The sequence below is a fragment of the Gordonia sp. SL306 genome (assembly GCF_026625785.1).
In the GTDB taxonomy this organism is placed as follows: domain Bacteria; phylum Actinomycetota; class Actinomycetes; order Mycobacteriales; family Mycobacteriaceae; genus Gordonia.
Genome location: NZ_CP113063.1, coordinates 4,938,826 through 4,958,594, shown reverse-complemented (window position 1 = coordinate 4,958,594; position 19,769 = coordinate 4,938,826). Strand labels below are relative to the sequence as shown.

The following is a 19,769-nucleotide window of genomic DNA, read 5'->3' as shown; positions in this document are numbered from 1 at the left end:
GTATTGCGCGGTGCCCACCGAGTCCCCCACGGTCCCCGACGACACGTCGGGGTCGCCGATCACCGAGCCCGGGGCGACGGGCACATCCGGTCCCGTGCGGCGCGGTGTCGATGCCCGGGTGATCCGCCGGGCACTGCTGCTGACCGCGGTCGTCGCCGTCGTCCTGGTGGGCTCCTATCTGATCCCGATGCCGTCGGTGGCGAGCGTGCGGACCTGGGGCGAGAGTCTGGGTCCGTCGTTCGTCTGGGTTTTCTTCGCCGCGTATGCGGTGGTGACGATCGCGCCGTTCCCGCGCTCGACCTTCACCGTGATGTCCGGCATCTTCTTCGGTCCGGTCGTCGGATTCACCGGAGCAATGATCGCCTCGACGGTGGCCGCGATCGTCGCCTTCTGGTTCGTCCGTACGATCGGACGCGATCGTGTGCGGCCTTACCTGAAGAAGCCGGTGGTCCGTGCCGTCGAGTACCGGCTGAGCCGGCGGGGTTGGCTCGCGGTCGGTTCGCTGCGTCTCATCGCGGCCTGTCCGTTCTCGGTGGCGAACTACTGCTCGGCGCTCTCGTCGGTGCGGTTCGTCCCGTACCTCGTGGCGACGGTGATCGGCATGGCCCCCGGTACCGCGGCGGTGGTCTTTCTCGGTGACGCCATGACCGGGCGGCGCGACCCACTCCTGCTGCTGCTCAGCGCGTGCTTCTTCGCCGTCGGCATCATCGGCCTGATCCTCGACGCCCGGCTGCCGGTCAGCAGCTCCCGAGAAGCGATCGAGACAAGCAAGAGCCCTTGATCTCGCCGGATCAAGGCAATGGCTCCCACGTCAACTCCTATGGCTTCTATAAAGCCAAAGGGCTTGATCTTGGACTATCAAGCAGATAGCCTTGATGTTCGGAGGTGATTCGATGTTTGTCCTCACAGTCGATCAACGAGCCAGTCGACGTGACATCGATCGAGTGGACGGCCTCCTCGACGTCATGTCGGACGCCGATCTCGTCCGACCGTTCGAGCGGACCGCCGGGGACGAGGTCCAGGCCGTCGCCGACGACGCCGCTGTGGTCGCGCGGCTCGCGGTGACCTTGACCGCCGACGGTCACTGGAGCGTCGGGATCGGTGTGGGACCCGTGGCCCTGCCGCTCCCCTCCTCGACACGTGCGGGCCGCGGGCCCGCGTTCGAATATGCGCGAGAGGCCGTGGACTCCGCCAAGACCCAGCGGGTCCCGCTGTCGATCCGGGGTACGGACGACACCTGGTCCCGTCATGCCCAGACCGCCGGGCGCCTGCTGGCCGACGTCGTCGCCGCACGCAGCGAACCCGGCGCCGAAGCCGTCCGGGTGATGCACACCGGCGTGACCCAGGCCGACGGGGCGGCCCGGCTCGGCATCACGCCGCAGGCCATGTCCCAGCGCCTGCGAAGCGCCCGCTGGGACATGGACGAGGACGCCCACATCTTGCTGACCGAACTCCTCAGGAGGGCAGACATGACCGACAGTTCAGGCGGGACCGCGTGACCGCTGCCGCCATCGCCGTGTTCGTCGCGGCCGCGCTGATCCCGATCGTGCCCGCAGTTCTCCGTGGCCACGACGTCGGCAGCGTCGCCCGACGGCCTCGGGCGGCGATGCTGCTCGACGGCGTCACCGCAGGCGCGATGATCGCGCTCGCCGGCACAGCAGCGATCATCGCGACGACCACCGGACCGGCGCGGGGTGCGGGCCTGGTGATCGCCACCTGCGCCGCGATGGCCGCCGCGGTCGGCGGCGGTGGCTTCGTGGTGCGCGTCGTCCTGTGGACCGGCGGAGTGAGCCCACATCGCAAGTCCGGCGAGAACACCGACCCCCCAACGCATCCCGACGACGATGGGTCCGAGTCCGGACCGCTGCGAGGCGGCCGGGTCATCGGCTATCTGGAACGAGCGACGGTCGCGGCCACCCTCCTCGCCGGATGGCCAGAGGGGCTCGCCGTGATCCTCGCTGTCAAGAGCCTCGCCCGCTTTCCCGAACTCCGCGCGCCGCACGCCAGCGAGCAGTTCATCATGGGAACGTTCGCGTCCGTTCTGTGGGCCGCATCGATGTCCGGGGTCTGCTACCTCGTCGTCCATTGAGACGCCTGCCGCACATCGGGAAGAGACCTCTCACTCGGAAGGGGACGGTGACCGCATCTCCTCCGCAGCGTCTCCGACCGGCGGATCCGTCGGCACCCCGTAGGACAGTTCGCGGGCGACCCGCGACGTCACCTCCGGGGAGACCGGTTTCCGGGCGACCGCCTCGGCCTCGGCGACCGCCTGTGCCACCTTGGGATCCGAGGCCAGCGAGAACCAATCCTCGGTCTCGGACTCGTCGATGGCGCTCGGCTCGTCGTTGCTCGGCGGTTCGTAACGGAACACCCCGTCGTCGCCCTGCACGCCGAAGGACTTCGCGAAACCCTGGAGTGCCGAACCGAAATCGGACGGGATGACCCACACCTTGCTCCCCTCGCCCTTGGCCATCTCCGGGAGCTGTTGGAGATACTGATAAGCCAGCAGTTCGGGGGTCGGTTTACTCGCCTTGATCGCCGCGAATGTCTTCTCGATCGCCTTGGCCTCACCCTGAGCGTTCAGGTATGCCGCGGCGCGGTCACCTTGGGCCCGCATTATCCGTGACTGCCGCTCGCCCTCGGCCCCCAGGATCGCCGCTTGCTTGGCACCCTCGGCCGCCAGGATCTGACTCTGCTTGTTGCCCTCCGCGGTCTTGATCGACGACTCGCGTTGGCCTTCCGCGGCGAGGATGGTCGCCCGCTTCTCGCGGTCGGCCTTCATCTGCTTCTCCATCGATTCCTGGATCGACGGCGGCGGCATGATGCTCTTCAGCTCGACCCGCGCAACCCGCAGGCCCCAGCGTCCGGTGGCCTCGTCGAGGACGCCGCGCAGCTGACCGTTGATGGAATCTCGCGACGTCAACGTCTCCTCGAGAGTCATCCCACCGACGACGTTCCGCAGAGTCGTGATGGTCAGCTGTTCGACGCCGACGATGTAGTCGTTGATCTCATAGACCGCCGATCGCGGATTGGTCACCTGAAAGTAGACGACGGTATCGATGGACAACGTGAGATTGTCCTTGGTGATCACCGGTTGCGGTGGGAACGACACCACGCGCTCGCGGATGTCGACGCGGGCACGGATCCGGTCGACGAACGGCAGCAACAGCGTCAGCTGGCCAGACACCGTGCGGGTGTAGCGGCCGAGCCTCTCGATGACGGCTGCCTCCGCTTGCGGGATGATGGCCACGGATTTCACCAGCATCACCACGACCAGCAACACCACGAGGGCCAGCACGATCAATCCGGCGTACTCCATGATCACGTCATCCCTTCCACACGACCGCGGTGGCACCATCGATCTGCACCACGGTCACCTCGATGCCCGGTTCGATGACCTCGCCCGGATTGAGTGAACGCGCCGACCACACGTCACCGCCGATCTTCACGCGGCCGTCGTGCTCGTCCACACGCGCCGTGACCAGCGCGTGTCGGCCCTCGAGGGCCTCGGTGTTGGTGAGGACCGGCGGCCGGCTGAGCATGTGCCGTCGCGCGACCGGTCGGACGACCGCCAACAACAGCACGGAGACGACCGCGAAGGTGACCGCGTCGACCCAGAGCGGAGGGTCGAACACGAGGTCCACGCCTGCCGCGGCCAGCGCCCCACCACCGAGCATGAGCAGCACCAGGTCGCCGACGAACATCTCGGCGATCACCAGGAGAATCGCGGCAACCAACCACAACAGTGCGGTCATGACTCCAGTGTGCCAGAGATCACGAAACGGGCCGCCGGCCGAAACGGCGGGGCGCCACGGTGTCAGGCGTCGTCGGCGGCCGCCGTGACGAAATCGATCAGTTCCTCCACCGACCTCAGGAGATCCACCTCGAGGTCGCGGAAGTCACGTGCCCCGGCCAGGACCCGCCGCCACCCATCCTGCGGTGTACCCCAACGCAACTCGCGACAGACGCCGGTCTTCCAATCGGTTCCGCGGGGAATCTGCGGCCACGCCTTGATCCCGACGGACGCGGGCTTCACCGCTTCCCACACGTCGATGTACGGGTGTCCGCAGACCAGGACGTGCTCCCCCACGGATCCTGTCAGTCGCATCTCCTTGGACCCGGCGACCAGGTGGTCGACGAGGACGCCGGCCCGGCGGTGGGCCGCGGGCCCGAATGCGTCGAGTGTCGCGGCCAGGTTGTCCAGCCCGTCGAGACTCTCCACCACCACGCCCTCGGCCCGCAGATCGGCGCCCCAGACACGTTCGACAAGGGTCGCGTCGTGCACCCCTTCGACGAAGATCCGGCTCGCCCGCGCGGTTCGGGCACGCGCCGCGGGAGCGACGCGGGACCCGGACGCGGTCGTGGTGCGGGCCTGCGGGCCTCGGGTCCGCGGGCGGACCAGGGTCACCGGTTTGCCATCGATCAGAAACGCCGCCGGGTGCATGAGGAACACGCGAGTCGCACCACGCCGGTCCTCCAACCGGACCAGGTCGCCCGAGTAACTCTTCTCCAGTCCGACGACCGCGCCGCAGAAACCGCTGGCCGCATCCTCGACGACGAGGTCCCGCTCGGCGGCCACCTCGGGAGCACGCGGTTTGGCCTTCCGCGGACTCGCCAACACATCACGTCCATAACGGTCATCTGTCACGGAGAGCCACGGTAGGACGTCGACCGCGCGAACCATTCGAGCCACGCCGGGTTTCCCGGAATCCGACCGCTCGCCTATCGTGGAAAACCTATGACCAGCACCGACCTCTTCGTCTCCGGCCCACCCGCCTGGCCGGGCTCTGCTCTGGGCGCATGGGCCGCGGCCTGGCTCGGCGGCCGTTGTGCGCCCGATGACGTGATCGACACCATGTCCGAGTTCGCCGGCCGACACCTCGTCGTCGACCCCGAGGCGATCGTCGACGTCGCAGGCGACCGAGACGCACGACTCGGCCTGCTGACGGTCCTCCGTCGGGCCCGGCAGATTGAGGTGAAGCTGCCGACATCAGGTGCCCCGCAGGGCCTTCCGCCGGATCCCGCCACCACCGCGGCTCTCGAGGCCGGCGAGATCCTGCTGATCCACGGTGATGTCACGTCGTCGTCGACCATCGGGCTGACCCCGACGCTCGACGGGGACACCTGCCACTGGACCGTCCATCGTTTTCGCAGCGAGGTGCCGATCGTGCAGCCCGAGCCGTTGGGGCAGGTGGAATATGATCTGCGCGAGGCGATCCGGGAGACGGCGACGATCATCGGTGGACTCGGAAGCGCGGGTGGCCGGTCCGGCGGCGCCGAGTTGCGCACCACCCTCATGGCCCTCACCGCGCGACATCAGGTGATCTTGCCGCCGCACGACGACATCCGGGCCACCCGTGTGATCGACTCCGCCGCCCAGGTCGAGGCGATCATCACTGTGGCGGGGGCGCACGCCCCCACGTTCGGCGTGACCGCGCGCCATGTCGAGACCGGGGACTCGCGCCTCCGACGGCTGTCGGGTCTCACCCGAGCGGCCCGAGCGGCCGCGGTCAATCGGGTCATCGTCGAGCACCTGCCTGCCGATCGCTGACGCCGCCGCCGGAGGACCCCGCAACGGCAGTCAGGCAGGAGCAGGGCGCGCGACCGGGACACAGCAGTCCGGCCGGCACATCCGCCCGTTGTCACCACAGCCCATCGCGGTCTGATCACCCCGGCCGTCGACATACCGCTCGACGAGATCGACGATCATCTCGACAAACCGGGGGTCGGTTCCGACCGTGTCGGCCCGCACGTAGTCGAGACCGAGTCGCCCGGCCACCTCCGCGGCCTCGTTGTCGAGGTCCCAGATCACCTCGAGATGATCGGAGATGAATCCGACCGGGAACACGATCACCTGTCGAATACCTTGTTCGGCAAGGGTTTCCAGGTGATCGCAGATGTCGGGTTCGAGCCACGGAACCTGGGGTGGGCCCGAACGCGACTGCCAGACCTGATCGAAATCGTGACAGCCGACGGCCTCGGCAACCGCCGACGATGCCGCATACACCTGCGCCGAATACCGGCCACCTCCCTCGGCGGCCGGGCCGGCAGCCCGATCCGCCGACACCGGGACCGAATGCGCGGTCAACACCAGACGCGGCTCGACATCGGCGGACGGCAACTGCGCCCGCGCCCGACGAACCGCGTCGGCACCGGCGGCGACGACCGCCGGTTCGTCCCAGTACTGCGGCAGTTTCCGCAGCATCACCGGATCCTGCGCGCTGGCCGGCTCCGACGCGGCCAGCGCATCGACGGCCCGGGCGATGTCCTCGTGATACTGACGGCAGCCCGAATACCCGGCCCAGGCCGAGGTCGGGAACACCAATATCCGTCGATGCCCGTCGCGATACATCCGCGCGAGGGTGTCCTCGATCATCGGATGCCAGTTGCGATTGCCGAAATAGACCGGCAGTTCCAGACCGCGGTCGGTGAGTGCCGACCGCAGCGCGTCGATCATCTCCAGATTGAGGCGATTGATCGGTGAGACGCCGCCGAAGTGGAGGTAGTGTTCCGCGACCGCCTCGAGGCGCTCACGCGGAACGCCCCGGCCACGAGTGACGTTCTCCAGGAACGGCATCACATCGTCGGGTCCGTCCGGTCCGCCGAAGCTCAGGAACAGGACCGCGTCGAAGCGCGTCGGGGCGGGCGCACCGACTGGCGATGAATACGCAGACGCGTCCACTAGCCGGCGAAGTTCTCCGGGAACCAGGTGTTGTGGCTCGCACCGCCGTCGACGTACACGATCGAACCGGTGGTGCCCGGCAACCAGTCGGAGAGCAAGGCGCACACCGACTTCGCGACCACGGTCGGGTCGTCGACATCCCATCCGATCGGCGACGCGCCGTCCCAGTAGGTGTTGAGCATGGTCAGCTGTTTGGCGTCATCGGTGGCGGTGCCCGCGATCGCCTTGGCCGCGAGCGTCTTGATCGGGCCCGCCGCGACGAGATTCGATCGGATCCTCTTGGCGGTACCGACCTCGCGGGCCACGTAGCGGTTGACCGATTCGAGCGCGGCCTTGGCGACGCCCATCCAGTTGTAGTACGGCAACGCCGTGCGGGGATCGAAGTCCATACCCACGATCGAGCCACCCTCGTTCATGGCGGGCAGGACCGCGCGGGCGAGCGAGGCGTAGCTCCACGCGGAGATCTCGAAGGCCTTGGCCGCGTCCGGGCCCGGACCTTCGAGGAACGGCACGGCCTCCGGTCCCATCAGGGTGCGGGGCGCGAAGGCGATCGAATGCATCACGCCATCGATGCCTTCGGGCGCGAGTTCCCTGACCTTGTCGGCCAAGGCGTTCAGGTCGTCCTCGCTGGTGATGTCGAGCCCGATCGCCGGCGGCACCTCCTGAGGCAGGCGCCTGGCGATCCGGTCGATCAGCCTCAGTCGCTCCGGGATGCCGGTGATGATCACCTTGGCGCCCTGCTCCTGTGCCATCGCCGCCGCATGAAAGGCGATCGAGGCATCGGTGATGATGCCGGTGATGAGAATGGTCTTGCCGTCGAGAATTCCTGTCACGGTTCGCTCCTGAGGTGTCTGGTGGTCCGAGGTGAGAAGGTCAGTTGCCCATGCCCATGCCGCCGTCGACCGGGATCACCGCTCCGGTGATGTAGTTGCCCTGGTCGGACGCGAGGAAACTGATGGTCGCGGCGACGTCCTCCGGCTGGCCGACGCGGCCGAGTGGGATCGCCTGCTTGGCCATGTCCACGTAGCGGTCCTCCATCGCAGCGGTCATGTCGGTCTCGATGAAACCCGGTGCCACGACATTCGCGGTGATGTTGCGCGAGCCGACCTCGCGGGCGATCGATCGAGCCATACCGATGAGGCCCGCCTTGGACGCTGCGTAATTGACCTGTCCGGGAATGCCCGACATCGCGACGACCGAGCCCAGGAAGATCATGCGTCCCCACTTGGCGCGCTGCATACCCTTGGTGGCCCGCTTGGCACAGCGGAAGGCGCCGGTGAGATTGGCGTCGATCACCTTCTCGAAGGATTCCTCGCTCAGCCGCATCAGCAGCATGTTCTCGGTGATACCCGCGTTGGCCACCAGCACCTCGACCGGACCCTGGTGCTCGGCGACCTCGTCGAAGGCGCGCTCCACCGATTCGTTGTCCGTGACGTCGCACTGCACACCGAACAGACCGTCGGGTGCACCCGAACCGCGATGAGTCACCGCCACCTTGTGGCCGTCCGCGGCCAGGCGGCGCGCGACCGCGAGACCGATCCCGCGGTTACCGCCGGTCACCAGGACCGACCGGGAGGCCTGCTGAGCTTCGTTGCTGTCTGCCATGGTGGCCAACCTATCCGTTCGTCACTGTTCTGATGTCATTGCGGTCGCTGTCAGGGCAGTCGCCGGTTGATGGCCAGCGCCGCGAACGCCGAGAGCAGCGCTAACAAGGTACCGGCGATCAGCCACGGACGAGAATTGTCGCCTCGGCGTTTCTCGTAGCCGATCTGCTGTTGGAGGGTCTCGTAGACCTTGTTGAGCTCATCCAGGCTCGACGCCGTGAAGAACTGTCCGCCACTGAGATTGGCGATCTTGCGCAACGACTCGTCGTCGACGGGGACCGGCACCTGGTCGCCCTCGAGATCGACAGTCCCGCTCATCGTCCCGAAGGAGATGCTCGACACCGGGATCTTCTCCTCCTTGGCCTTGCGGGCGGCCGTGAACGCGCCGCGCGGATCGTCCGGGTCGTCGGGGACCGTTTCCTTGCCGTCGGAGAGCAGCACGACCCGCGCAGGAGGCGCCGCCGCATCCCCGCCGAGGACCGCGTTGAGGGTCTTGATCTGCTGGATGGCCGCGAAGATCCCCTCGCCGGTCGCCGTCTTGTCGTCGAGCCGGAGTTTGTCGACGGCTTCCTTGGTCGCATTGTGGTCCGGCGTCGGTGACACCAGGGTCGACGCGGTGCCCGCGTAGGAGATCAGGCCGAGGTTGATGCCGTCGGTCAGCTCGTCCGCGAACTTCCGCGCCGCGTCCTGGGCGGCCTTGATGCGCGACGGCGACACATCGGTCGCGTTCATCGATCGGGACACGTCCATCACGAGGATGACCGTGGCCTTGTTGCGGGGCACGCGACGATCGGCCTGCGGTGCGGCTACCCCGACGACGAGCAGGATCAGCGCCACGAGCAGCAGCGCGATCGGTACGTGCTGCCAGCGATTGCGCTGTTGGGGCGCCACCCGGTTGAGCAGGTCGAGGTTCGCGAATGTCAGTGCCCGCTTGCGACGCAGCCGCTGCACATAGACATAGGCGGCGCCGAGTGCGGCCACGACCAGGAGAAGCAGGAGCCACCATGGGCTCGCCAGGAACGACACGCCGGCGTCACCCGACCCCGGCGGCGAGGCCGCGACGACGCTGGGCAACGAACTTGACGGTGTCGGTGATCCAGTCCCGATCTGTGGACAGACTCAGCACGGGTCCTCCGCAGCTACGGATGGTGCGATGCACCTTCTGCTGGTGGGCGCGCGCCGCGGCCGCGAAATCCCGGCGGACCGCCGGGGTGATCGTGATGTCGCGGACCTCGCCGGATTCGGCATCCGCGAGGGTCACCTCACCGATGTCGGGCAGGTCGAGATCGCGCGGATCGAGCACCTCAACCGCCAGCAGCTCGTGGTGCGCGCCGATCGCGCGCAGTGAACGTTCCCAGTCGATCGGACCGAGGAAATCACTGATCACCACGGCGAGGCCGCGACGCCGCTGAGGGCGGCGCAACGCCTCGATCCCGGCGTGCAGGTCACCCCGCACCCCGGTCGACGCGCGAGTGGTGGTCGCGATGGCCTTCAGCAGGTTCTGGGCATGCGCACGACCGCTGCGGGCGGGCACCCGCACGAGCTGATCGCCGGTCACGACGATGGCTCCGTGGCGATTGCCGCCGCCGGAGGTGAGGTGCACGAGGGCGGCCGCGGCCGCCACCGCCAGATCGCGTTTCGTGCAGTTGACGGTGCCGAAATCGAGGCTTGCCGACACGTCGACGACGAGCCACGTCTCCAGCTCGCGGTCGGCGATCATCTGCCGGACGTGGGGCTGGGTGGTGCGCGCGGTGACCGACCATTCCATCCGCCGGATGTCGTCGCCGGGCTGATACGCCCGGGCCTCCCCCGGTTCGGATCCCGGGCCCGGGATCAGGCCGAGATGTTCCCCTTGCAGGACGCCGTCGAGCTTGCGGCGCACAGTCAGCTCCAGCGTCCGCAACGCGGCGGTGAGCTGCGGTTCGGACAGGAGACCGGCGCCGAGCGACGGCAGCTCGCTATTGGCCGGCATACCGCGGCGGCGCCTGATTCACCGCAGCGCCATTCGTCTGGCCCGGATGCTGTTGCGGTGCTTGTTGATTGACAGTCTGCTGACCCTGCCCCGGCGGCGGGCCGGTTTGCGTAGGCGAACCCGAGTACGCGGCGGGTGCGACGGGTTGCGCGCCGACCTGTGGCAACCCGACCGTCTGTAGCACCCGGGTGATCACCTGGTCGGCGTCCACCTCATCGGCGAGCGCGTCGTAGCTGAGCACCAGGCGGTGCCGCAGGACGTCGGGGATGATCTCGACGACGTCCTGCGGGATCACGTAGTCGCGTCCCCGCACCAGGGCGAGAGCGCGTGCGGCCGCGACGATCCCGAGGGTCGCGCGGGGCGATGCACCGTAGGAGAGCCAGGCGGCGACGTCGGTCATCCCGAGCTCGCCCGGACGACGGGTGGCATTGATGACCCGCACGACGTAGTCGACGAGTGCATGGTGGACGAAGACGTCGGCGGCGGTCCGCTGCAGGCGGATCATCGTCTCCGGGTCGAGGATCTGCGACGCGGTCGGTGGGACGTTGCCCATCCGGTAGACGATCTCACGCTCTTCTTCGACCGTCGGATAGTCGACGAGCACCTTGAACAGGAAGCGGTCGCGCTGGGCCTCGGGCAGTGGGTAGACGCCCTCGTTCTCGATCGGGTTCTGGGTTGCCATCACCAGGAACGGGTCGGGCATCGGGTACGTGGTGCCGCCGATCGAGACGTGCCGCTCGGCCATCACCTCGAGCAGCGCCGACTGCACCTTGGCGGGCGCCCGGTTGATCTCGTCGGCGAGCAGGAAGTTCGCCACCACCGGGCCGAGTTCGGTGTCGAACTCCTCGCGGCCCTGACGGTAGATACGGGTACCGATGAGGTCGGTCGGGACCAGGTCAGGGGTGAACTGCACGCGGGAGAACGAGCCGCCGACCACGTTGGCGAATGTCTCGACCGCGAGGGTCTTGGCTACGCCCGGCACACCTTCGAGCAAGATGTGGCCACGGGCCAGAAGGCCGACCAGGATGCGCTCGACGAGCTCGTCCTGTCCGACGATGACCCGTTTCACCTCGTAGATCGCTCGTTCCAGCAGCTTGACGTCAGCGTCGGACAGCGAGACCGATCCGTCTCGGCCGGCTCCGCCCGCGGGTTCGGCAGGGGGATGCGAAGAGGTCAACCGGTGCTCCTTGTTCATCTACGTGTTGAGCAGCAATACAGGGCGGCCTGTCGTGTCGCTGCCAGCCTAGTCGCGTTGCCTGAACGGGGGCCAAGAAGGGTCGCGGGTGCGCGAACGCTCAGAGCAGGCGCACGACGTTGGGCATGGCCCCGCTGGTGCGCAGCGGCGACACCTTGACGACCGACCCGGACTCCGGCGCCTCCAACATCTTGTTGTCGCCGAGGTAGAGCGCCACGTGCTGACTCGCGTTCGGACCGTAGAAGATCATGTCACCGCGCTTCATCTGCGACAGCGGGAACTGAGGACCCGAGGTGTACTGGTAGCCGGTGTAGTGCGGCAGGTCGATCCCGACACCCGCGAAGGCGTAGATCATCAACCCGGAGCAATCGAAACCGGTCTTGTTGTAGTCGCCGTAGCTGTCGGCGACGCCGCCGTCGCGGATGCCGCGCGTCGGTCCGTTCGCGTCGCCACCACCCCACGCATAGGGGACGTTGAGCTGTGACAGGCCCCGATTGACGACGATCTCGACGGCCTGCGGTCCGCGCAGGCCCGGGCGGACCATGCCGCCGCCGGACGAACTGCCGAACAAACTGCCGAGGCTGCCGGAACCCAGCGCCGAACTCAACGAGTCGGGCCCGCTGCCGGTCATGTCGGAACCGCCGACGCCGAGTTCGTCGAGCAACTGCGAATGCGGAACCTGCTGCCGGCCGACCACCCCGGCGAGCACCTTCTGGCCGACGTCGAGGGCGAGCTTCGCGGCGGCCTCGGCCGCGACCGCGAGTGCCTGGTTGTCGCCGCCGCCCGCCGCGGGAGCGCCGGGAGCCGACGGCGCCGCGGGGGTACTCGGCGAATCCGGGAAGAGGTTCTGCAGGAGCTGGTCCGTCGTGGGGCCCTCGACCTCACGCTTGGGCGCGACCCCCCGGATCTTGTCCAGAGACGCTTGCACCTTGTCGCGCTTCTGGATCAGCGTGCCCCGGCGTTGCTGTTCGGAGGCGGCTGCCGAGCGCGCTTCGGAGACGGCGGCGAGGGCGTCGTCCTTGCGCGTCTGGGCGCTCTTGGTGGCGAAGGCTGCCTGCCGCTTGGTGGCCTCCACCGCGGCGACGCGGTTGGCCTGCTGGTTCCGGGCGACCTGAAGGCGTTCGATCGTGTCGCGCTGCTGCTTGCCAAGACGGTCGAGGACGGTCACCCGATCCAGCACCGACTGCGGGTTGTCCGAGGAGACGTAGTTCGACATCGAGTTCTGCGAGCTGCCCTGGCGGTAGACATCGCGGGCGAAGCGATCAAAGTCCTTCTGCGCTTGCGCGACCCGGCGGCCCGCCTGGGCGAGGGAACGCTTCGACGACGTGGCCGCGACGTTGGCGAGGTGCTGGGCGGCCACCGAGTTCTGGAAGTCGACCAGCGCACGGTTGACGTTCTCCTGCCGCACTGCGATCGCATTGTCGAGGTCGGCGATGTTCTGGTTGGCCTTGGCGATCTGATTGATCAGTGCCGAAACGCCTGATTTTCCTGACTTGCCGCGTTCGGGGGCCGCCTGCGCCGTTCCGGCTCCGATCGCGCCGAGGACGACGATGACCACGAGCACACAGAGGCGTGCGAGCGGCGACAGACCGCCGACTCGCTGCGCTCCCGGCGCCGGTGGTCCCCCACGCGCCACACCGGTATTCCCTCGCCTCACCAGATCTCCCTTGCCGTTTGCGGCATGCCCCGCCACATCCGCACCGTTGCGACGTCGGTGCCCGTCCGATCCCGACCCTTCCTCGACCTGCACCATGCACCACATGCGCTGTCCTCCATCACTTGGACACCACACGTGACAACAGAACCGTACGTCACATCGGACACATCGGAAAACAGGCGTAACGAATTACATTGGCGTGATTACCTGCGAAAATGCCGTGAACTGGCGAAAGACCCGAGCTGTGTCGAGGTATCGAATTCGCAACGAAAAGGCCGCGCGAGCATGCCGTGCCGAAAACGGTTCGAACCGCGGTGTAGCGGGGGCGCTGACGGCCCCGCCCCAGACCGTGGAGGCCCGGGAGAACGAGCGACGCTAGGGCAGGTCGCGGGAGAGATCGGTGGTGCCCGGCCCCGGCGTGGATGTCTCGCCGGCCGGGTCCGGATCCTCGTCGGTTCGGACACCCTCGGAACCGCCACCACCGGAGAGTGCGGCCGAGCCCTCGCCCGTGGCATCACGCGACCGGCGCGTCCGCAGGCGGGCGATCACCGCGCCGATGATGATGATCACGATGAGCACCAGGCTGATCGCCGTCCAGTTCAGCGATGGACCGTTCATCTGGTCCCACATCTGGCGCGCGGCGAGCGGCGGATTCGTGAGGGTGAGGTTGTCGGTCGCCTCTTCTTGGTGCACACGACTGAAGTAGGGCGAGGAACTGCCGACCGAATTGGGCCCGAGGACGATCACGGTCCCGCCCACCTCGGATTGCAGTTCGGTCGCGATGTCGCGGTAGTAGGTGAACTTCATCGCGTCGGGCAAGACGACGAAGCTGACGTCGTAGCCCTCGGAGTCCGCATGCGCGACGACCTCCCGGAGGCCCGAGACCTGATCCGCCGGCGCCGAGACATGGTCGTCCTTGATGTCGGCGAGGATCGCGTTCATGTCGAGGTCGCTCGGGATGATCTGCGGTGCGGTTCCTCCGGCGGCCGGCAGGGCCACCACATTCTCAGTCGTCGCACCCGGACTCATCTGGCCATCCTCACATCCATCCGCACCGGTACCCGGTAACCGTCACGAGCCGTGTCACAGCGTCTGCGACCAGGTTTCGCGAGCATTAAATTCGCACGGACAGTGGCTGCTCGCCAAACCTCCTGCTGCACGGTACGACAGAATGGCAGGGGCCGGATACTCGCGGTCCGGATCCGGCGCGCGAGCGGTGGAGTCGGCTTGTTAACAGTACGGACGTACTGTTAAGGTTGGTGATGTCGTCGCCGCCCCGTGATCGGCCCCCGCAGATCGGTCCCGGACACGCGACAGCGATCGCAACGGACACACTTGTTGCACCCCGCACCGACGCAGCCCGTCGGTGCCACGGTCAGAGTCGACGAGCCGGCCACGCTCGCCGACGACCCCCAGCGGTTCGCCCGGTTGGACGAGCGAACCAGAGAAGCACGCCGGCGCAGCCCGCCGGCACTTGAGGAGAGTGGATTAGACGTGAGTATCGATTCCTTTGGCGCCAAGGGCACCCTCGAGGTGGGCGACAACTCGTATGAGATCTACCGGCTGAGTGCCGTGGAGGGCGCCGACAAACTCCCCTATGCGCTCAAGGTGCTCGCCGAGAACCTGCTGCGCACCGAGGACGGCGCCAACATCACCAAAGAGCACATCGAGGCGATCGCGAACTGGGATCCGAGCGCCGATCCGAGCATCGAGATCCAGTTCACCCCGGCCCGTGTGATCATGCAGGACTTCACCGGCGTGCCCTGCATCGTCGACCTGACCACCATGCGCGACGCGGTGAAGGAACTCGGCGGCGACCCGGACAAGGTCAATCCCCTCGCGCCCGCCGAGATGGTCATCGACCACTCCGTGATCATCGAGGCCTTCGGCAACGCGCAGGCGTTCGAGCGCAACGTCGAGATCGAGTACCAGCGCAACGAGGAGCGCTACAAGTTCCTCCGCTGGGGTCAGGGCGCATTCGACGACTTCCGCGTCGTCCCGCCGGGCACCGGCATCGTCCACCAGGTCAACATCGAGCACCTGGCACGTTCGATCATGGTTCGCGACGGCGCGGCCTACCCCGACACGTGCATCGGCACCGACTCGCACACCACGATGGAGAACGGCCTGGGCGTGCTGGGCTGGGGCGTCGGCGGTATCGAGGCCGAGGCCGCGATGCTCGGCCAGCCCGTCTCCATGCTCATCCCCCGCGTGGTCGGCTTCAAGCTGACCGGCGCCACCAAGCCCGGCGTGACCGCCACCGACGTGGTCCTCACCATCACCGAGATGCTGCGCAAGCACGGTGTGGTCGGCAAGTTCGTCGAGTTCTACGGGAAGGGCGTCGCCGAGGTCCCGCTGGCCAACCGCGCCACCATCGGCAACATGAGCCCCGAATTCGGCTCGACCTGCGCGATGTTCCCGATCGACGAGGAGACCGTCAAGTACCTGAAGCTGACCGGTCGCAGCGAGGAGACCCTCGCCCTGGTCGAGGCCTACGCCAAGGAACAGGGCATGTGGCACGACGGCGACAAGGAACCGGTCTACTCGGAGTACCTCGAGCTCGACCTCGCCGAGGTGGTGCCGTCGATCGCCGGCCCCAAGCGTCCGCAGGACCGAATCGAGCTGTGGGACGCGAAGAACGCCTTCCGCAAGGACATCCACAACTACGTCGAAGAGGGGAACGCCCCCGCCCACAACGGTGTCGACGAGGCGAACGAGGAGAGCTTCCCGGCTTCCGACGCGCCGTCTGTCAGCCCCGGGGCCGCCACCCTCTCCTTCTCCGATGACGAGGAGCCTGCCCACAACGCGTCGAAGGGCGCCGAGGGTCGTCCGTCCAAGCCCATCAAGGTCTCGTCGGCCGAGCGCGGCGACATGATCCTCGACCACGGCATCGTGACCATCGCGTCGATCACCAGCTGCACCAACACTTCGAACCCGTCGGTCATGCTCGGTGCAGGCCTGCTGGCCAAGAAGGCCGTCGAGAAGGGCCTGACCGCCAAACCGTGGGTGAAGACCTCGATGGCCCCGGGCTCGCAGGTCGTCACCGGCTACTACGAGAAGGCCGGCCTGTGGCCCTATCTCGAGAAGCTCGGCTTCTTCCTCGTCGGCTACGGCTGCACCACCTGCATCGGCAACTCGGGCCCGCTGCCCGAGGAGATCAGCAAGGCGATCAACGACCATGATCTGACCGCCACCGCGGTGCTGTCGGGTAACCGCAACTTCGAGGGTCGTATCAACCCCGACGTCAAGATGAACTACCTCGCGTCGCCGCCGCTCGTGATCGCCTACGCCCTCGCCGGGACGATGGACTTCGACTTCGAGGCCGATCCGCTCGGTCAGGACACCGACGGCAACGACGTGTTCCTCAAGGACATCTGGCCGTCGGGCGAGGAGATCGCCACGACGATCGAGGAGTCGATCTCGTCCGAGCAGTACGCCTCCGACTACGCCGACGTCTTCAAGGGCGACGAGCGCTGGCAGGGTCTGCCCACCCCTGCGGGCAAGACCTTCGAGTGGGACGACAAGTCGACCTATGTCCGTAAGCCTCCGTACTTCGAGGGCATGCAGCTCGAGCCGTCGCCCGTCTCCGACATCAAGGGCGCACGGGTCCTCGCGAAGCTCGGTGACTCGGTCACGACCGACCACATCTCACCGGCCTCGACGATCAAGCCCGGTACGCCTGCGGCGCAGTACCTCGACGCGAATGGTGTTGCGCGCAAGGATTACAACTCGCTGGGTGCCCGTCGCGGCAACCACGAGGTGATGATCCGGTCGACCTTCGGCAACATCCGCCTGCAGAATCAGCTGCTCGACGGCGTGTCCGGCGGATACACCCGCGACTTCACTCAGGACGGCGCCCCGCAGTCGTTCATCTACGACGCCGCGCAGAACTACGCCGCGCAGGACACCCCGCTCGTCGTGCTCGGCGGCAAGGAGTACGGCACCGGGTCGTCGCGTGACTGGGCCGCCAAGGGCACCAGCCTGCTGGGTGTGAAGGCTGTCATCACCGAGAGCTTCGAGCGCATCCACCGGTCGAACCTGATCGGCATGGGCGTGATCCCGCTGCAGTTCCCGGATGGCGAGTCACACAAGTCGCTCGGCCTGGACGGCACCGAGACCTTCGACATCACCGGCATCGAGGAACTCAACTCCGGTGAGACGCCGCAGACGGTGCATGTCACCGCCACCAAGGAGGACGGCTCGGCCATCGAGTTCGACGCCAAGGTGCGGATCGACACGCCCGGCGAGGCCGATTACTACCGCAACGGAGGAATCCTGCAGTTCGTGCTGCGCAACATGATCGAGAGCTGACGGCGTTGATCAGGAATTCAGGGAGCACGAGAAGTGCCCAAGGTCAGTGATGACCGGCTCGCCGCGCGCCGTCGAGAGATTCTCGACGGCGCGCGGCATTGCTTCGCCGACTACGGATACGACGGGGCGACCGTCAAACGCATCGAAGAGTCGACCGGATTGTCACGCGGCGCCATCTTCCATCACTTCCGCGACAAGGAAGCCCTCTTCCTCGCGCTCGCGCAGGAGGATGCCGAGCGGATGGCCGACGTGGCCGCCGAGCAGGGCCTGGTCCAGGTCATGCGCGACATGCTCGCTCGGCCACAGGATTTCGACTGGCTGGGGACTCGACTGGAGATCGCCCGCAAGCTGCGTACCGACGCTTCCTTCCGGGCCGCCTGGTTGTCTCATTCGGCAGATGTCGAACAGGCCACGCTGAGACGGCTCGAGCACCGACGCGAGGCCGGTCGACTGCGCGACGACGTTCCGACCGAGGTGCTGGTCAAGTACCTCGACCTCGTTCTCGACGGCCTCATCACCCGCCTCGCGACGGGACAGCCCACGGGTGACCTCACCGCGGTTCTCGACCTCGTGGAGGAGTCGGTTCGACCCGAGCACTAGAGATCCTGGCGTTTCAGGTCGTCTTCAGGTTTCGACCGATACGGTCAGTGGGTGGACGCCAAGGCTCCCTCGCCGCATGACCCGCCCCGGGGACATCTCACCCGTCGCTCGTTTCTCCGCGGCGCGATCGGAACGGGAGCCCTCGCTGCCGGAGGACTTGCGGCCGCCGGCGGTGCAGGCATGGCCAACCCGGCCACGGAGAGCACCGCCATCGTCATCGGTACCGGGTTCGGTGGATCTGTCGCGGCGCTGCGTCTTGGCCGGGCCGGCATCCGGACGACCGTGTTCGAACGTGGGCGCCGTTGGCCGATCCGACGCGACGGCGACACGTTTGCCACCTTCATCAGCCCGGACAAGCGAGCCGCCTGGTTCGGCAGTCCCGCAGGTGCGAACCTCGCGACCGCGATACCGGCCGAGCCGTACCCCGGGGTGCTCGACCATGTGATGGGCAACGGGATCGAGGCGGTGTACGGCGCGGGCGTGGGTGGCGGATCGTTGGTGTTCGGTTCGTTCACGCCGGTCCCGAGGCGTCGCGATTTCGAACTCATCTTCCCTGCGGCGGCCGATTATCCGGAACTCGAGCGCTCGTATTACCCACGCGCGAAACGAATGCTCGGCGTCTCACCGTTGCCGTCGGACATCCTGACCCATCCCGACTACGTCGGCGCCCGATCGTGGTTGAAGGTCGTCGACCGTTATGGCGCCGACCCCCATTTCTTCGATTTCGCGGTCGACTGGGATCTCGTTCGCGCGGAGCTCCGCGGTACACGACCCCGCGGCGTCTCGATCGGAGACCTGACCTACGGCGTCAACAGCGGCGCCAAGAAATCCCTCGACCACACATATCTGCCCGCCGCGGAACAGACCGGCAACGTGCGCATCCTGCCGATGCACGAGGTCTTCGACATCCGGCAACGACCACGCCGCAGGGGATTTGCCGTGACGGCACGAGTTCTCGACGAGAGTGGCCGGACGGTGCGGACCGTCCGGGCCGAGGCCGATCACGTCTTCTTGGCCGCCGGCTCCTTCCACACCACCGAGCTCCTCGTGCGCGCGCGGGCACTCGGCATCCTGCCGCGGCTCTCACCACGCATCGGTGAGGGATTCGGCGGCAACGGCGACTTTCTGACCACCCGGTCCAACCCCCGCGAAGACTTCGGTGCCGTCCAGGGCGGCCCCGGTTACGCGCGGATCTACGACGACGACCTTCCGGGTGGGCCCGCATCGATGGTGTACCAGGCGACACCCCTGCCGTCGCCGCTCGGCAAGGCGCTGACCACCAACCTCGTCCAGGTGCACACCGATGAGCGCGGCAGCATCGACTTCGACCACGCCACCCGCAGAGCGGTCCTCACCTATCCGTACCCGGAAGGTTCCAGTGAACTCGATCGGCGCGCCAACGCGTTCGTCGAGCGGTTCCACTACCGAACCGAGACACGGTACGGCTACCCCGCCAACGGGATTCCGCTCTCCTCGCGACTCATCGGGTTCGGCTCGGCAAGCACGTATCACGGCCTCGGCGGCGTCGTCATGGGAAAGGCCGCGTCGATGAACGGCGCGGTCAAGGGCTACGACGACCTCTACGTCGTCGACGGTTCGTTCGTGCCCGGCGCCGTCGGATTGGTCAACCCATCCCTGACGATCACGGCCCTGGCCGAACGAACGATGGACAGGTTCCTCGCAACGCATTAGCGACCGCCGCGACGCCGCAGGCATAAGGTAATGTGACCCACAGCACCCCGATCGAT

General features: G+C 67.3%; 18 protein-coding genes. 7 read left to right on the top strand and 11 right to left on the bottom strand.

Annotation, left to right across the window (positions count from 1 at the left end; all coding sequences use genetic code 11):
• Positions 1-10: 10 nt before the first annotated feature.
• The 3 genes from OVA31_RS22720 (at position 11) to OVA31_RS22710 (ending at position 2,089) form a co-directional block, all read left to right on the top strand.
• Positions 11-781 carry a TVP38/TMEM64 family protein gene (locus tag OVA31_RS22720; protein ID WP_420714104.1) on the top strand — a complete coding sequence of 257 codons (771 nt, stop codon included), beginning with the start codon at positions 11-13 and terminating at the stop codon, positions 779-781.
• A 112-nt stretch (positions 782-893) separates the two neighbouring features.
• Entirely contained in the window at positions 894-1,499 is a 606-nt protein-coding gene (locus OVA31_RS22715; RefSeq protein WP_267628787.1) for a hypothetical protein, read from the top strand.
• Positions 1,496-2,089, top strand: coding sequence for a hypothetical protein (locus tag OVA31_RS22710; protein ID WP_267628786.1), 594 nt, complete (start codon positions 1,496-1,498; stop codon positions 2,087-2,089). Before OVA31_RS22715 ends, OVA31_RS22710 begins: the two co-directional genes overlap by 4 nt.
• 30 nt (positions 2,090-2,119) lie before the next feature.
• Here the strand turns inward: OVA31_RS22710 and OVA31_RS22705 are convergent, their stop codons facing one another.
• The 3 genes from OVA31_RS22705 to OVA31_RS22695 all read right to left on the bottom strand — a co-directional run bounded on the left by OVA31_RS22705 (position 2,120) and on the right by OVA31_RS22695 (position 4,648).
• Positions 2,120-3,319 (bottom strand): SPFH domain-containing protein, encoded by a 1,200-nt coding sequence (locus tag OVA31_RS22705; protein WP_267628785.1) that lies wholly within the window; start codon positions 3,317-3,319, stop codon positions 2,120-2,122.
• A gap of 7 nt (positions 3,320-3,326) precedes the next feature.
• Positions 3,327-3,755, bottom strand: a complete 429-nt coding sequence (locus tag OVA31_RS22700) for an NfeD family protein (RefSeq protein ID WP_267628784.1) — start codon at positions 3,753-3,755, stop codon at positions 3,327-3,329.
• 62 nt (positions 3,756-3,817) lie between these two features.
• Positions 3,818-4,648 (bottom strand): DUF3097 domain-containing protein, encoded by an 831-nt coding sequence (locus tag OVA31_RS22695; protein ID WP_267628783.1) that lies wholly within the window; start codon positions 4,646-4,648, stop codon positions 3,818-3,820.
• A 90-nt stretch (positions 4,649-4,738) separates the two neighbouring features.
• On the opposite strand from OVA31_RS22695, the gene OVA31_RS22690 reads away from it, so the two are divergent.
• Positions 4,739-5,551 (top strand): hypothetical protein, encoded by an 813-nt coding sequence (locus OVA31_RS22690; protein ID WP_267628782.1) that lies wholly within the window; start codon positions 4,739-4,741, stop codon positions 5,549-5,551.
• Between the two features lie 30 nt (positions 5,552-5,581).
• Here OVA31_RS22690 and OVA31_RS22685 read toward each other — a convergent pair whose 3' ends face one another.
• From OVA31_RS22685 to OVA31_RS22650, 8 genes are all read right to left on the bottom strand, one after another.
• Complete coding sequence (locus OVA31_RS22685) at positions 5,582-6,682, bottom strand: ferrochelatase (RefSeq protein WP_267628781.1); 1,101 nt, start codon at positions 6,680-6,682, stop codon at positions 5,582-5,584.
• Positions 6,682-7,515 (bottom strand): NADH-dependent enoyl-ACP reductase InhA, encoded by an 834-nt coding sequence (gene inhA, locus OVA31_RS22680; RefSeq protein ID WP_267628780.1) that lies wholly within the window; start codon positions 7,513-7,515, stop codon positions 6,682-6,684. The genes OVA31_RS22685 and inhA overlap by 1 nt, the downstream gene beginning before the upstream one ends.
• 40 nt (positions 7,516-7,555) lie before the next feature.
• On the bottom strand, positions 7,556-8,287 hold the full coding sequence (gene fabG1, locus OVA31_RS22675; protein WP_267628779.1) for a 3-oxoacyl-ACP reductase FabG1: 732 nt from the start codon (positions 8,285-8,287) through the stop codon (positions 7,556-7,558).
• Between the two features lie 50 nt (positions 8,288-8,337).
• Positions 8,338-9,312: a VWA domain-containing protein gene (locus tag OVA31_RS22670; RefSeq protein ID WP_267631664.1), complete on the bottom strand. Its 975-nt coding sequence runs from the start codon at positions 9,310-9,312 to the stop codon at positions 8,338-8,340.
• A 7-nt stretch (positions 9,313-9,319) separates the two neighbouring features.
• Positions 9,320-10,258 (bottom strand): DUF58 domain-containing protein, encoded by a 939-nt coding sequence (locus OVA31_RS22665; protein WP_267628778.1) that lies wholly within the window; start codon positions 10,256-10,258, stop codon positions 9,320-9,322.
• Positions 10,245-11,435: an AAA family ATPase gene (locus tag OVA31_RS22660; protein WP_420714103.1), complete on the bottom strand. Its 1,191-nt coding sequence runs from the start codon at positions 11,433-11,435 to the stop codon at positions 10,245-10,247. Before OVA31_RS22660 ends, OVA31_RS22665 begins: the two co-directional genes overlap by 14 nt.
• Positions 11,436-11,553: 118 nt before the next feature.
• Positions 11,554-13,215 carry an NlpC/P60 family protein gene (locus tag OVA31_RS22655; RefSeq protein ID WP_267628776.1) on the bottom strand — a complete coding sequence of 554 codons (1,662 nt, stop codon included), beginning with the start codon at positions 13,213-13,215 and terminating at the stop codon, positions 11,554-11,556.
• 270 nt (positions 13,216-13,485) lie between these two features.
• Positions 13,486-14,139: a DUF6676 family protein gene (locus OVA31_RS22650; protein ID WP_267628775.1), complete on the bottom strand. Its 654-nt coding sequence runs from the start codon at positions 14,137-14,139 to the stop codon at positions 13,486-13,488.
• 465 nt (positions 14,140-14,604) lie between these two features.
• Between OVA31_RS22650 and OVA31_RS22645 the strand changes: the two genes are divergently transcribed.
• From OVA31_RS22645 to OVA31_RS22635, 3 genes are all read left to right on the top strand, one after another.
• A complete protein-coding gene (locus OVA31_RS22645) occupies positions 14,605-17,421 on the top strand; it encodes an aconitate hydratase (protein ID WP_267628774.1) in 2,817 nt (938 codons plus the stop codon).
• Between the two features lie 33 nt (positions 17,422-17,454).
• Positions 17,455-18,021, top strand: coding sequence for a TetR/AcrR family transcriptional regulator (locus OVA31_RS22640; RefSeq protein WP_164309620.1), 567 nt, complete (start codon positions 17,455-17,457; stop codon positions 18,019-18,021).
• 126 nt (positions 18,022-18,147) lie between these two features.
• Positions 18,148-19,713: a GMC oxidoreductase gene (locus OVA31_RS22635; protein ID WP_420714228.1), complete on the top strand. Its 1,566-nt coding sequence runs from the start codon at positions 18,148-18,150 to the stop codon at positions 19,711-19,713.
• The last annotated feature ends 56 nt before the right edge of the window (positions 19,714-19,769 follow it).